Here is a 14,790-nt window from a genome sequence, read left to right as displayed (position 1 = left end):
CCCGCCGGTCATCATGGCGAGCCATTCGCGCCAGGCGAGCCGGAGCTCGTGGCGGGCGAACCAGGACAGCGCGGTGGCCGAGCTCATGCGGCTTCCTGGAGGGTCACCAGCGCGATGAAGAGATCTTCCAGGCTGGTATCGGCGTGCCCGTTTTGCTGCCGGAGCTCAGTCAGCGTGCCCTCGGCAACCAGGCGGCCGGCTGCGATCACGCCGATGCGGTCGGCCATGCGTTCGGCGACCTCGAGGATATGCGTGGTCATGATGACGGTGCAGCCGGCGCGGACGCGCTCGCTCAGGAGTCCCTTGACATGGCGGGCGGAGACGGCGTCCAGTCCCGTCAGCGGCTCGTCGAGGATGATGAGGCGGGGATCGTGCACCAGGGCGCCGGCGAGGGCGACCTTCTGGCGCATGCCCTTGGAAAAGCCCTCGCAGCGTTCGTGCCGGTGCGGCTCGAGCCCGAGCGAGTTCAGGAGCTCCGCGGCGACCGGTTCCGAGGCCGATGGTGCGATGCCCCACAGACCGGCTACGAACTCGAGATATTCGAGCGGCGTGAGCTTGTCATAGATCATGGGCTCGTCGGAGACCCACGCCATCACCTGCTTGGCGGCGACGGGGTTTTGGAGCGCATCGATGCCGAAGATGGAGACCGAGCCGGCATCGGGCCGCAAAAGGCCTGCAACCATGCGCAAAGTGGTGGTCTTGCCGGCGCCGTTGGGGCCGACCAGCGCATAGAATTCGCCGGCATGGATGGTGAGATCGAGGTTATCGACCGCCAGACGGTCAAAACACTTCGTTAACCCCATGACTTCGAGCGCCGAGTCGTCCCGCTTCATCACGGCCACACCTTGCGGTTTTGCATCGCTCGCGACCATGCCCCGAAGATGTTTCGGCACCGTGAATCGCGCTGCCGCAAATTCCGTCATCCGGATTGGACTAATGGCAAGTCACCGTTTGTTGACAGCGCTTGGCGGTTCAGGCTGAATTGGTGAAGGGACGAATGGCGCGAACGCAGCGAAACGACTGCGTAGCGACTGAACACAAGATGCGGCAAGGCGGTCAGGAAGAACCGCCGGTTGTATCGGGAGGATGCGCGACGATGCTGGATTTCGTTCAGCAGCTGGTCAGCGGTGTTGCGCTCGGCTGCGTCTACGGCCTGATCGCGCTCGGCTTCGTGCTTGTCTACAAAGCCACCGAGGTCGTCAATTTCGCCCAGGGCGATTTGATGATGCTGGGCGGCTTCTTTGCCTTCACCTTCATCGGCATGATGGGGCTGAACTACTGGATCGGCTTTGCCGGTGCGGTGGCGGCGATGGCGCTGTTCGGCATGCTGGCCGAGCGCGTGGTGGTGCGCCCGATCCTCGGCTATCCGCAATTCTCCATCATCATGGCCACCATCGGGCTCGGCTATTTCCTGCGCTCGATCGCAGGCATGATCTGGGGGACCGATGATCTGAAGATCGAGACGCCGTTTAGCCAGGGCGTGCTGCGCATCGGCCCGCTGGTGCTCGCCTACGACAAGCTCTCGGTGATCGCGGCGACCATGATCCTGTGCACGCTGCTCTATCTGTTCTTCAACAAGACCACGCTCGGCACTGCGATGCGCGCCAGTTCCGAGAACATGCTCGCGGCCTATTACATGGGCATTCCGGTCAAGCGCGTGGTGTCGATCGTCTGGGCGATCAGCGCGGCGGTCGCGACCTGCGCCGGCGTGCTGCTGGCGCCGATCACCTTCATCCATTCCAATGTCGGCCTCGTGCTCGGCCTCAAGGCGTTTCCGGCCGCCGTGCTCGGCGGCTTCGGCTCGATCCCCGGCGCCGTGGTCGGCGGCGTCCTGATCGGCGTCATCGAGAGCATGGCGGGCTTCTATCTGGCCGAGGGCTGGAAGGACGTCGCGCCCTACATCGTGCTGCTCGCCGTGCTCTTGCTCAAGCCCGAAGGCCTGTTCGGCCTTCACGTCCGCAAGAAGGTCTGAACGCATGCGCTTCCTGTTCAAGACCGACTACGAGGACGACATCAGGCTGTTTCCGCATTCGGGCTATTACGTCTCATACGGTCTCCTGCTGGCCGTGCTGCTGATCGCGCCCTATGTGCTCTCCAGCTATCTGATGAGCCAGCTCGTCTTCGTCTGCATCTATGCGACCGTCGGCGTGGCGCTGCTGATCCTGACCGGTTTCACCGGGCAGGCCTCGCTCGGGCACGCGGCGTTCCTCGCGATCGGCGCCTACACGGCGGCGTACTTGCAGACGTACAACGTGCCGTTCCCGGTCTACTTCCTCGCCGCAGGCCTTCTGTCCGGTTGCATTGGCGCGTTGGTCGGCTTTCCCGCGCTGCGGCTCCAGGGCATCTACCTCGTCATCGCCACTATCTCCTTCGCCTTGATCGTCGAGGAGATCCTGGCGCGTTGGGAGAGCGTGACCCACGGCAACGAGGGCATGCGGGTGAAGACGCTGTCGCTGCTCGGCGTTGCGGTGCCGCGCGACAGCCCCACTTTCTATTTCCTCTGCCTCGCCGTGCTGGTGCTGACCATCGTCGGTACGCTCAATCTGCTGCGTTCGCCCACCGGGCGCGCCTTCGTCGCGATCCGCGACAGCGAGACCGCTGCGCGCAGCATGGGCGTCAATGTCGCGCTGTACAAGGTGAAGTCCTTTGCGATCTCCGCGGCGATCACCGGCTTCGCCGGCGTGTTGTTTGCGCACAAGCTCTCCTTCATCTCGCCGGAGATGTTCACGCTCCAACTCTCGATCGAGTTCATCATCGTAATCCTGATCGGCGGCACCTTCAGCCTGCACGGCGCGGTGCTGGGGGCAATCTTCATCGTGATGATCGATCCGTTCCTGACCTACCTCAAGGACGACATGCCCGGCATCATCGCCGGCATTGCAGCGACCTTCGGAGCGGGCACGCAAGCCGCAGCCAATGTCCAGTCCAAGGTCGCGGCCTTTGCCTCGCTCAACGGCCTGAAAGGCGCGATCTACGGCATCATCATCGTATTGTTCGTGCTGTTCGAGCCGCTCGGGCTTTACGGCCGCTGGCTCAAGATCAAACTCTTCTTCCAGCTGTTCCCGCTCTACAAGCGCGCCACCTTCAAGCGGCAGAAGATCTACGTGAAGTCGGAGCGCAACCGATGAGCTATTTTCGCGCCGAGAACTTGTCCCTGCATTTCGGTGGGCTGAAGGCCGTCGATGCGGTGTCGTTCGCGGTCGAGAAGGGCGAGATCCTCTCGATCATCGGGCCCAACGGTGCCGGCAAGAGCTCGATTTTCAACCTGATTTCGCGGATCTACCGCCCGACCTCGGGTCGCATCTTCTTCGAAGACCAGGACATCACGGAGCAGCCGCCCCACGACATCGCAAGGCTCGGCATCGCCCGCACGTTCCAGAACATCGAACTGTTCGAGAATGCGACGGTGTTGTCGAACCTGTTGGTCGGCCGCCACCGGCATTCGACCACGCAGCTTTGGCAGGAGCTGTTGTTCCTGCCGGGCGTGCGCGCCGACGAGAAGGTGCATCGCCGCAGGGTCGAACAGGTCATCGAATTCCTCGATCTCGAGCCCTACCGCGACAAGCTGATCTCGGGTCTGCCTTACGGCGTGCGCAAGGTGATCGAGCTGGCCCGCGCGCTGTGCTCGGAGCCGAAGCTGATCCTGCTCGACGAGCCGTCCTCCGGCCTCAACGTGGAGGAGACCGACGACATGTCGTTCTGGATCCGCGACCTGAAGAGCGAGCTCGGCGTCACCGTGCTCATGGTCGAGCACGATATGTCGCTGGTCAACCGCGTCTCCGACCGCGTCATCGCCCTGAACTACGGCCGGGTGCTGGCGATGGGCTCGCCCGCCGAAGTGCAACAGCACCCCGATGTCGTTGCCGCCTATCTGGGAGCCTGACGCGATGGATGCCGTGGTAACACCAGACATCATCCTGAAACTCTCCAACATCGAGAGCTATTACGGGCCGATCATGGCCATCCGCGGCATCTCGCTCGAAGTGCCGCGCGGCCGCATCGTCACGCTGCTGGGCGCCAACGGCGCCGGCAAGACGACGGTGCTGAAGACGATCTCGGGCATTCTCGATCCGCAGAAGGGCGCCATCGAGTTCATGGGCAAGTCGATTCAACGCATGGAGGCGGACAGGATCGTGCGGCTGGGCCTCAGCCACGTGCCGGAGGGACGCGAGGTGTTCCCGTTCCTCTCCGTGCGCGAGAACCTGATGATGGGGGCCTATCCGCGCAAGGATCGTAACGGCGTTGCGGACGATCTGGAGCGCGTCTACGGCTATTTCCCGCGGCTGAAGGAGCGCATCAACCAGCCGGCCGGACAGCTCTCCGGCGGCGAGCAGCAGATGCTCGCGATCGGCCGCGCGCTGATGAACCGGCCGACTCTGTTGCTGCTCGACGAGCCCTCGCTTGGGCTGTCGCCGATCCTGGTGAAGGAAATCTTCGCGATCATCCGGCGCGTCAACGAGGAGCAGGGCATGTCGATCCTGCTGGTCGAGCAGAACGCCAAGGTGGCGCTGGAGACGGCGCATTATGGCTATGTACTGGAGACCGGCCGGATCGTGATGAACGACAGCTGCGACCGCTTGATGCATTCGAAGGACATCCAGGAATTCTACCTTGGCGCCAAGGAAGCGGGCGCACGAGGCGAGCGGCGCTGGAAAAAGAAGAAGACTTGGCGTTAGAGGAAGACTTGGCGTTAAGGGAAGACTTGGCGTTAGAAAAAGCCTTAAATACCAAAGCCCATCCGCCAATATAGACCGCCGGCAAGGCAGGCAGCGGAGGGGAACGCGACAGGGAGGAGACGTGCATGGCCCGACCGGCGGTGCTGACGGTCGCTGACACGATCGCGAAAAGCTTTTTGCGCGCCGCGGAGACGCGGGGCGACAGGCCGGCTATACGCGAGAAGAAATTCGGGATCTGGCAGCCGACCAGCTGGCGCGAATGGCTGGAGATCTCGAAGGAGGTCGCCTACGCGCTGCATGCCATCGGCTTCAGGCCCGGCGACGTTGCTTCCATCATCGCCAACGCCGTGCCGGAATGGGTCCATGTCGACATGGGCATTCTGTGCGCCGGCGGCGTCTCTTCCGGGATCTATCCGACCGATGCCTCATCCCAAGTCGAATATCTCGTCAACGATTCCCGGACGAAGGTGATCTTCGCCGAGGACGAGGAGCAACTCGACAAGATCCTGGCCTGTCGCGCACGCTGCCCGTCTCTGCGAAAGATCATCGTGTTCGACATGGAGGGCCTCAGCGGCTTCTCCGATGAAATGGTGATGTCGCTCGACGAGTTTCGCGCGCTCGGGCGCAACCACATGGCCGGCCGCGAGGCGCTGTGGCAGGAGATGGTCGACAGTCGTAGCGCAAGCGATCTCGCGGTCCTCGTCTATACATCCGGCACCACGGGTCCGCCCAAGGGCGCCATGCACGCCAACCGTAGCGTCACGCACCAGATGCGGCACGCCAACGATTTCATTCCGGCGCGCGAGAACGAGGACCGGCTGATCTTCCTGCCGCTTTGCCACGTCGCCGAACGGATCGGCGGCTATTACATCTCGGTCGCGCTTGGCTCGGTGATGAATTTTGCCGAGAGTCCGGAGACTGTGCCGGACAATCTGCGCGAGGTGCAGCCGACCATCTTCCTCGCGGTGCCGCGGATCTGGGAGAAATTCTATTCCGCGATCACCATCGCGCTGAAGGATGCGACGCGGTTGCAGCAATGGGTCTACCGCCGCGCCATCGACATCGGCTATCGCATGGTCGATTGCAGGATTGAAGGCAAGCCGCCGCCGCTGCCGTTGCGGCTCGCCAACGGCATCGCTTACCGGGTCGTCTTCCGCAACATCCGACGCATGATCGGGCTCGACCGTTGCCGCATCGCCTTCACCGGCGCGGCGCCAATCGCGCCGGAGCTGATCCGCTGGTATCTCGCGCTCGGCATCGACATTCACGAGGTCTACGGCCAGACCGAGAATTGCGGGGTCGCCACCATGATGCCGGCGGAGCGGATCAAGCTCGGCTCGGTAGGCAAGGCGGTTTCCTGGGGCGAAGTCGCGCTGTCACCCGAGGGGGAAATCCTGATCAGGGGCGACTTCCTGTTCATGGGCTACCTGAACCAGCCGGAGAGGACAGCCGAGACCATCGACCATCGCGGTTGGCTGCATACCGGCGACGTCGGCACCATCGACAATGAGGGCTTCGTCCGCATCACCGACCGGATGAAGGACATCATCATCACCTCCGGGGGCAAGAACATCACGCCGTCCGAAATCGAAAATCAACTGAAATTCTCGCCCTACATCTCGGATTCCGTGGTGATCGGCGACAAGCGGCCATACCTCACCTGCCTCGTGATGATCGACCAGGAGAATGTCGAGAAATTCGCGCAGGACCACGACATCCCCTTCACCAATTATGCCAGCCTGTGCCGCGCGGCGGAGATCCAGGACCTGATCTGGCGCGAAATCGAAACGGTCAATGCCAATTTCGCCCGCGTCGAGACCATCAAGAGATTCTATCTGATCGAACGCCAGCTCACCCCGGAGGACGAAGAGCTGACGCCAACCATGAAGCTGAAGCGCGGCTTCGTGAACAAGCGTTATGCCGCCGAGATCGACGCGATGTATCCGGCGCGGGCGGTGGCTTGAACGATCTTGTTTGAATAACAGGGAAGGAGTGAAGGCCCCACCCTTCGCATCATAAGGGCCCCAAGGAGAGGAGACTTCAATGTCGAGATCGTTGAAAACGTTCGGCTTTGCGGCAGGCGCGGTGGTGCTCACCTGTCTGCCTGCCGCGGCGCAGACCAAGGTCACCAATGAGGGCATCTCGGCCTCCGAGATCGTCATCGGCACCCATCAGGATCTGTCGGGGCCGATCAAGGGCTGGGGTGTGCCAGTCTCGAACGGCATGAAGATGGCGGTCGAGGAGATCAACGCCGCCGGCGGCGTCCAGGGGCGGAAGATTCGGCTTGTCGTCGAGGACAGCGGCTACGATCCGAAGAAGGCCGTGCTCGCGTCGCAGAAGTTGATCGAGCGCGACAAGATCTTCGCGATGGTGGGGCCAATGGGCTCGCCGACCGTGCTGGCGGCGCAGGATATCCTGCTCGACGCCGGCGTGCTTCAGCTCTTCCCGCTGACGGCGGCGGAGTTCACGTTCAAGTTCGATCCCGCCAAGCCGCAGGAGCGGCTGAAGTTCAACAATCTGCTGCCCTATGTCGAGAGTACGCGGGCGGCGCTGAAATACATGATGGAGTGGAAGAACTTCAAGAAACCCTGCATCATGCATCAGGACGACGAGTACGGGAAGAACGTGCTCGACGGCTTCAACCAGCAGCTTACTGCCATGAAGGTGCAGCCGGCCTCGATCACGAGCTACAAGCGCGGTGCCTCCGACTTCAGCGCGCAGATCGCCAAGATGAAGTCCGACAGCTGCGACCTCGTTGTGCTCGGCGCTGTGCTCCGTGAGCCCATCGGCGCGATGACGGAAGCCAAGAAGCTCGGCTGGGAGGTCACCTTTCTCGGCGCGACGCCGACCAACGTGATGGAGGTGCCCATGCTCGGCAAGGAGGCGGTCGAAGGCCTCTATGCTGCGTCCGGATTCGAGATTCCCTATGAGGACACCGCAAAGGGCAAGGTGAAGGACTGGCTGGTCAACTACAAGAAGATGTTCAGCACCGATGCCAACACGCAGGCCATCATTGGCTACAATGCGGTGATGACGTTCGCGTTTTACGCCAACAAGGCGGGCAAGGATCTGACCGGCCAGAAGATGCTGGACGCGCTGGAATCGGGCGACAAGTTCCTCGACATCTTCAACTCGCCGCCGACCAAATTCTCCAAGACCGACCACCTCGCCAACACCATCACCCAGGTGCAGCAGGTCAAGGGCGGCCGCTGGGTTCTGGTGAAGGACAATCTGATGTTTTGATTTCTTCGCCTCTTCCCGCATGCGGGGAGAGGCGGGAATTTGCGCAGCAAATTTCCCGGTGAGGGGGCTCTCCGCGAGTCTAACTGTCACCGGATTCGCTGAAGCAGCCGCTCACCCCAACCCTCTCCCTGCGAAGAGCGGGGAGAGGGAGAGCACACAGCCCTACGATCCCCCACCTGCGGTGCCTGAATTCACCGGGGCCAGTTCGTCTTCCCGGCAGCGCCAGCCATCGGCGGCTTTGACAAATGCAAACGTGCGCTGGATCCGCAGGCGGCGTGTGACGTTGAAGGCGTCCGTGGAGCGCTCCTTGTTGCCGACGCCGGGCTGCGGACGACCCGTTCTGGCATCCCAGCAGGTGCCCGTACAGGTCGTGGCGATCTTGCTGCAGGTGGCGAAGGGCGCCAGCACGGCCATCTCGATCTCGCCCGTGACCTGCGCTTCCTGCTCGCCCACCTGGCTGTCGAGTGCGTAGACGCGGTTGATGCGGAGGAAGTTGCCGCAGGAATTGGCCGCGTGGATTCGCGCGGCGCAGAAATCGACGGCATCGGTGTCGGGCGAGTGGGCTGCGACCTGCCGGCCGAACACCTTCTTCGGATCGCCTTTCGCCGTGCCAATCTCGTCAGCCTTGTGCTTCAGATAGCCGGCGAGACAGTCCTCCGCGGACTCGAGCTCCCCGAGCGGCACGTTCTCCTTGCCAACCAGATTGCATTTGCGATCGCGCTCCCGCGTCCACCGGCCGTATTCGGCGAAGGCAAAGCGCGCCGCGGTCGGATCGAGCTTGCCGATCAGGCCGAGAACCTGGCTGTTCAACTCAGTCTCGGCCAGCGCCAGCGACGGGTCCGCACAGATCAGCGCGCCCGCGGCGGTGTTGGCGGCGAGACAGTCGAAATCCGGATCGCGTACGATCGCTGCGCGCTCATCGGTCACCTTGCGAAGACATGCCTTCACCCGGTCGAAATCTTCGGCGCGGATCGCGGTCTGGCCGACGATGCCGCAACCGAGATTGCGCTGGCGGATCCAGATCGCGTTCTCCTCGATCCCGGGCAGGCGATCGGGCAGGCGGGCAAGCCGCGCCTCGATTCCCGTGCTCAGCTTCTCGGCGGCGGCGGCAAGCTCGGCATCACCGCAGAACAATTGATTGCCGGGATCGCGGATCTGCTGGCAGTTGTTCCTGGCGAACAGCGGCAGCCTGTCGGCGACGGAGCGGTCGGACGGGCTGGATTGCGCGAAGCCTGGAGCCGCCGGCAAGGCCAGCAGCGCAAGCATAGTCAGCACGATGAACCGCATTCCAGTCGCCCCCGCATAGCCGCGGGCATGCTAGCGTCCCGAATCGCGCGGCGAAATGACTTTGTGGGGTAAGCGTACTTTATACCGGGCTACAACAAGATCAACGCGCCTCGGCGGCGATCATCGAGAACCGCACGGGCTCGTCGACATATTTCAACACGGCCGACTGGTAGAGCACGAACAGCGGCTGGTAGCTCCGTGCAGCGTCGTCCTCGACCATTGCCATGCGACGGTTGTCGAGCATCAGCCAGTGGCCGTCGAGCCGTGCAGCGGCAATCGCATGCTCTTCGCCGGCCCTGAGGTCGCGCACCACGACGATGCGGAGATCTTCCGCGGCAATGCCCGCGAGCTTAAGAGCGGCGAGCTTGGCAATGGCATAGTCCTCGCAATCCCCGGCGCCACGCGCGAAGGTCGCGAGCGGCGAGCTCCAGACGTCCTCAGAACCGTCATCGGCGGCGCGGATGCCGAGGTTGATGGCGCGATTGGTTTCGCCCAGCCGGGCGCGGCCGTCACGGCTGCGGGCCTGGTCGACGATCGCGAGCAGTTTCAGCGCAGCGGGCGAAGCGCAATTGTCCCGATCGCCGTCGCACAGGGCGAGCTGCACCATGTCATCGTCGAGCCTGGACCTCAGGGCGAGCCATTTCTGTTGCAGGCTGCCGGCGGAGATGGCGAAGGCGAACACGCCGAACGGCTCGGCGGATTTGCGCACGAGGACGCCGGCTCCCGGCGATAGTAGCGTGCCAGCGCGAAGCTCGGCGGCCGATCCGAGTAGGATCAATCCGCACAGCACAAGGATAGCGCGCCAAGCGCGCGAACGAGCAGCGGTCTCCATCTGACATCCCCTTCCGGCTTCGCCAGGTCCCCCTCGACCTGCACGTGCCGGGCTTTGTTGCTTTCGCGGAGATAGTGCGAGGCGGGCGGTTTTGTTCTGCTTAACGCGCCCGGCCTGGGGTCCCAAAACCGGGCAACAGGCTGAAACGGGCCTGCTCATATTGCGTAAAATTTTACGATTCGCCGGCTAGGAGGGCGGCAGTTGCCGCGAAGAGGGACCAATTGCAGGCAGAAGTTGTTGTGGAACTGATTCTGCGCCTTATGGCTAACGGCTGGCTATTTCGTGAGTTCTGTTAGCTGGATCACAGATTTGGCCCCGTATTTGCCGCAGGGTGGTGCGGGGCACCACGAACAAAAGATGACAGAAGTATCTATTGCCAGATTTCTGCAATAGAATACATGAGGTTACTGAAAATGAGCGAAAATAAGCGCTACTTTACTTATGAGTATTTGAAAGATTACTTTGGCTTCCCTGCAGGTGCCCAGCCGTCCGAGAGCATCGACCGCTTGGTGATGCGAAATCACACAAGCAATAGGTGGTTTCGCTAAGGACTTGGTAATGATATGCAAGTTTAGGCGAGCGATACTTACTTAGATTTTAACTCCTTTTTTGGTGCCCGGATTGAATTACGCTGGGAAATTTGACGCCGCGATTTCCTTGGACGGCTTGGGTTCCCGATCGCCCGCCGATGGCCATGTCGATTCCTTTACTGCGAAGGCACACGGCCACGTGCCCGATGGCGCATTCGTGGTTCCCGACCCGAACCTGATCTTCAACGGCGATTTCAAGCGCGCCGGTCTCGATCTCGTGCTGTCTCATGATGGGCACGATTTCGTCGTTCACGATTATTTCAGGGGCGACAAGCGCGCGGCGATCGCCTCGCCCGACGGCGCGCACCTCACCGGCGACGTCGTCAACGCACTCACCGGCCATGTGCAATACGCGCAGGCCGCCTCAGGCATTGCCGCCGCGCAGGTCATCGGCCACGTCACCAAGCTCTCCGGCAGCGCGACCGCGGTCCGTAACGGCGTCTCCGTCATCCTGAACAATGGCGACAACGTCGAGAAGGGCGACGTGGTCTCGACCGGCGGCGACTCGACGCTCGGCATTACGTTCATCGACGGCACGGTGTTCGGCCTGTCCTCCAATGCGCGGATGGTGCTGAACGATATGGTCTACGACCCCAACGGGTCGAACAATTCCTCTCTGCTCAGTCTGGTCGCAGGCACCATCACTTTCGTTGCCGGTGAGACCGCTAAGCACGGCGACATGAAGGTCGACACGCCGGTCGCCACCATGGGCATCCGCGGTACGGCGGTGCTGAGCCAGATCAACTTCGTCGTTCCCGCTGGCGGCGGCGATCCGCAGCCGCAGGCAAGCTTCCAGGTGCTGGTCGAGCCGAACGGCACGACGGGCTCCTACATCCTGTTCGACAAGGTCACGCTGCTGCCGATCGCGACGGTCAACCAGGCCGGCCAGATGATCCAGATCAGCGGCGGCAACGTCTCGATCTCCAATGCGCTGATGTCGCCGGACATCCAGAAGCTGATCACGGACGTGTTCACGCTGAAGTTCACGGACAACAACAGCAACACCAAGCTGACCCAGAACTTCACCGACTCGATCACGCAGACCGGCAACATTGTCTTCATCAAGACGGATACCGGTGCCACCGCGACCGCGACCTTCACGCATCTCCCTGAGCCGGGATCGCAGGGGACCGGCCATAATCCGTCGACCAGCACCCGCATTCCCGGCCCGCCCGTTCGTCAAAGCCTCGATCTCAACGGCAATGTGAAGACGGCGTTCGAGATGATCGAGCGCGCGGGCACGACCGGCGACACAACTCATTACGATACCATCTCCGGTCGCATCACCTTCGTCGATCAAAACCTGGCCGATCTGCCAACGGTGAGCATAGACCTCGGCGATGCGCCGAACTTTGTCTACAAGAACGCCGGCCAGCAGGATGTCACCGGCGCGCTCTCTGCGCTCCAGAAGCAGGACATCGCGGCAACGCAGATCCAGCTCAGCGTGGCCGCAGCCGCCGGTAACAACAACAACGGCTCGGCGGTCTGGACCTACACGATTCCCGACCACGTCTTCGACTTCCTCGCGGCGGGCGAAACGTTGACGCTGACCTACAAGGTCCGCGTCAACAATAATTTCTCGGTCAATCCCGAAACGTCGACCATCGACATCACCATCACGATCACCGGCACCAACGACAAGCCGGTGATCACCACCAGCGTTCCGACCATCATCTTCGAAGGCGGCACCAGCGTGCCGGGTGGCCCGCTCACCAGCGATGTTCCCACGTCGGGCACGCTGAGCTTCGACGACGTCGATCTCACCGACAAGCATACGGTGTCGGTGGCGTTGAGCAGCGCGACCCTGCCTGACGGCACCGTTCCGCCGGGGCCGCTTGCGGCGTTCCAGAGCGCGATGTCGGTCGCGATCGCGGCGGGCGCCGATAGCACCGGAGACGGCACCGGCACCATCAACTGGTCGCTGGCTGACCTGCCGGTCTATCTCGCCGACTTCATCCCCAAGGGTGAGGTGCTGACGCTGGTCTACACCGTGACGCTCAAGGACGCGCAAGGCGCCACCTCGCAGCAGACCATCACCGTCACGATCACCGGCACCGACGCTCCCGCCGTGGTGTGGATCGCGACCGACAAGCCCGGCGCTCCCTCGGGCGGCTTCTGGAAGGATGCGGCCAACTGGGCAACCGGCACGGTCCCGACCATCAATGACGACGTCATCGTCATCACCGACCAGCTGCATGGGCTGACGCCGTCCTATCCGGTGACGATCGACACGGCAGCCTTTGCCAAGTCGATCACGATGAACGACTACGACACCGCGGTCGGCCACAAGGCGCCGGAAGTCATCAACAAGAGTGCGTTGACGATTGCGGGCGAGATCAGCCTCAAGGCCGATTCGAAGCTCACCAATTTCACGGCAAGCACGATCTCGGTTGGTGGCAAGGCTGAGTTCCTGGACAGCAGCGTCCTCACCAATGCCGGCTACCTGACGCTCAAGGGCGGCGGCGATTTCGCCAACGGCACCACAATCACCAATTCCGGCACGATCGAGCTGTTCGGCGGCACGCTGAAGACGCTCGCCGGAATTAACAATGCCGGCGGCACGCTGAAGGCCGATGCCGGCACGACGCTGATCGTCGACACCGCCACCATCAGCGGCGGCACGGTCACCATCGCCGGCACGCTGGAACTCGACGGCAGCAGCGTCCTCAAGAACGGCACGCTGAACAATTCAGGGGCGGTCAACGTCAAGGGCACGGCGGATTTCGCCCACGAGACCGTCGCAAACACGTCCGGCGGCACGATCAAGGTGCTGGCGAATGGCTGGCTGACGATCGACCAGGGCTCCGGCGTCGCCAACACCGGCAACGTCACGGTGGACGCCACCGGCAAGCTGACGGTCAACGGCGCCACGATCAGCGGCACCGGCACGGTCACCGGCAACGGTGAGATTGATCTCACCGGCGCTGCGGTGCTGAGCGGCAGCATCCTGAACAACAACGCGGTCTTTAAGGTCAGCGGCACCGGCAACGTGCTGGACCACGAGACGGTCACGAATGCGAGCACCGGCACGATCGAAGTGCTGGCGAACGGCGCGCTGACGATCGACCAGGGCTCGACGGTCGCGAATGCCGGTAACGTCACGGTCGATGCCAACGGCAAGCTGACAGTCAATGGCGCCACGCTCAACGGTGCCGGGACTGTCACCGGCAACGGCGAGATCGACCTGACCGGCGCTGCCGTGCTGAGCGGCGGCATCCTAAACAACAACGCGGCCTTCAAGGTCAGCGGCAGCGGCAACGCGCTGGACCACGAAACGATCACGAATGCGACGACCGGCACGATCGAAGTGCTAGCGAACGGCGCGCTGACGATCGACCAGGGCTCGACGGTTGCGAATGCCGGCAACGTCACGGTCGATGCCAACGGCAAGCTGACGGTGAACGGCGCCACGATCAATGGTGCCGGTACGGTCACCAGCAATGGCGAGATCGATCTGACCGGCGGCGCGGTTCTGAGCGGCGGCATCCTGAACAACAATGCGGCCTTCAAGGTCAGCGGCACCGGCAACGCGCTCGACCATGAGACGATCACGAATGCGAGCACCGGCACGATCGAGGTGCTGGCGAACGGCACGCTGACGATCGACCAGGGCTCGACTGTCGCGAATGCCGGCAACGTCACGATCGATTCCGCTGGCAAGCTGACAGTTAACGGCGCCACGATCAGCGGTACCGGGACTGTCACGGGCAATGGCGAGATCGATTTGACCGGCGCTGCGGTGCTGAGCGGCGGCATCCTGAACAACAACGCGGCCTTCAAGGTCAGCGGCACGGGTAACGCGCTAGACCATGGAACAATCACGAACGCGGGCACCGGCACGATCGAAGTGCTGGCGAACGGTGCGCTGACGATCGACCAGGGCTCGACGGTCGCGAATGCCGGTAACGTCACGGTCGATGCCAACGGCAAGCTGACGGTCAACGGGGCGACGATCAACGGCACCGGCACGGTCACCGGCAATGGCGAGATCGATTTGACCGGCGCTGCGGTGCTGAGCGGTGGCATCCTGAACAACAACGCGGCCTTCAAGGTCAGCGGCACCGGCAACGCGCTGGACCACGAGACGGTCACGAACGCGAGCACCGGTACGATCGAAGTGCTGGCGAACGGTGCGCTGACGATCGACCAGGGCTCGACGGTT

10 protein-coding genes are annotated in these 14,790 nt (G+C 62.7%); 7 read left to right on the top strand and 3 right to left on the bottom strand.

What is annotated here, in order from left to right; genetic code table 11:
- Nucleotides 1-83: 83 nt before the first annotated feature.
- On the bottom strand, nucleotides 84-833 hold the full coding sequence (locus IVB13_RS29750; RefSeq protein ID WP_026233520.1) for an ABC transporter ATP-binding protein: 750 nt from the start codon (nucleotides 831-833) through the stop codon (nucleotides 84-86).
- A gap of 263 nt (nucleotides 834-1,096) precedes the next feature.
- Between IVB13_RS29750 and IVB13_RS29745 the strand changes: the two genes are divergently transcribed.
- The 6 genes from IVB13_RS29745 to IVB13_RS29720 all read left to right on the top strand — a co-directional run bounded on the left by IVB13_RS29745 (nucleotide 1,097) and on the right by IVB13_RS29720 (nucleotide 7,919).
- On the top strand, nucleotides 1,097-1,972 hold the full coding sequence (locus IVB13_RS29745; protein ID WP_018458185.1) for a branched-chain amino acid ABC transporter permease: 876 nt from the start codon (nucleotides 1,097-1,099) through the stop codon (nucleotides 1,970-1,972).
- Between the two features lie 4 nt (nucleotides 1,973-1,976).
- The gene (locus tag IVB13_RS29740) at nucleotides 1,977-3,128 is read left to right on the top strand and encodes a branched-chain amino acid ABC transporter permease (protein WP_018458186.1); all 1,152 of its coding nucleotides are present in this window, start codon (nucleotides 1,977-1,979) and stop codon (nucleotides 3,126-3,128) included.
- A complete protein-coding gene (locus tag IVB13_RS29735) occupies nucleotides 3,125-3,883 on the top strand; it encodes an ABC transporter ATP-binding protein (RefSeq protein WP_018458187.1) in 759 nt (252 codons plus the stop codon). Before IVB13_RS29740 ends, IVB13_RS29735 begins: the two co-directional genes overlap by 4 nt.
- Before the next feature lie 4 nt (nucleotides 3,884-3,887).
- Nucleotides 3,888-4,676 carry an ABC transporter ATP-binding protein gene (locus IVB13_RS29730; protein ID WP_018458188.1) on the top strand — a complete coding sequence of 263 codons (789 nt, stop codon included), beginning with the start codon at nucleotides 3,888-3,890 and terminating at the stop codon, nucleotides 4,674-4,676.
- A gap of 125 nt (nucleotides 4,677-4,801) precedes the next feature.
- Nucleotides 4,802-6,640 (top strand): AMP-dependent synthetase/ligase, encoded by a 1,839-nt coding sequence (locus IVB13_RS29725; RefSeq protein ID WP_018458189.1) that lies wholly within the window; start codon nucleotides 4,802-4,804, stop codon nucleotides 6,638-6,640.
- Nucleotides 6,641-6,719: 79 nt separating this feature from the next.
- Nucleotides 6,720-7,919, top strand: coding sequence for an ABC transporter substrate-binding protein (locus IVB13_RS29720; protein WP_026233521.1), 1,200 nt, complete (start codon nucleotides 6,720-6,722; stop codon nucleotides 7,917-7,919).
- A 162-nt stretch (nucleotides 7,920-8,081) separates the two neighbouring features.
- On the opposite strand, the gene IVB13_RS29715 is transcribed toward IVB13_RS29720, so the two are convergent.
- Together IVB13_RS29715 and IVB13_RS29710 are read right to left on the bottom strand one after the other, a co-directional pair.
- Nucleotides 8,082-9,206 (bottom strand): lysozyme inhibitor LprI family protein, encoded by a 1,125-nt coding sequence (locus IVB13_RS29715; RefSeq protein WP_247491047.1) that lies wholly within the window; start codon nucleotides 9,204-9,206, stop codon nucleotides 8,082-8,084.
- 100 nt (nucleotides 9,207-9,306) lie between these two features.
- Complete coding sequence (locus tag IVB13_RS29710; RefSeq protein ID WP_018458192.1) at nucleotides 9,307-10,038, bottom strand: transglutaminase-like cysteine peptidase; 732 nt, start codon at nucleotides 10,036-10,038, stop codon at nucleotides 9,307-9,309.
- A 729-nt stretch (nucleotides 10,039-10,767) separates the two neighbouring features.
- On the opposite strand from IVB13_RS29710, the gene IVB13_RS29705 reads away from it, so the two are divergent.
- A partial coding sequence (locus IVB13_RS29705) for a FecR domain-containing protein (protein WP_247491045.1) occupies nucleotides 10,768-14,790 on the top strand: 4,023 nt, incomplete at its 3' end.

It is taken from the genome of Bradyrhizobium sp. 17, from assembly GCF_023073515.1.
In the GTDB taxonomy this organism is placed as follows: Bacteria; Pseudomonadota; Alphaproteobacteria; order Rhizobiales; family Xanthobacteraceae; genus Bradyrhizobium; species Bradyrhizobium canariense_D.
Note: the sequence above shows the minus strand (reverse complement) of the source record. Positions and strands in the feature narration are given on the sequence as shown.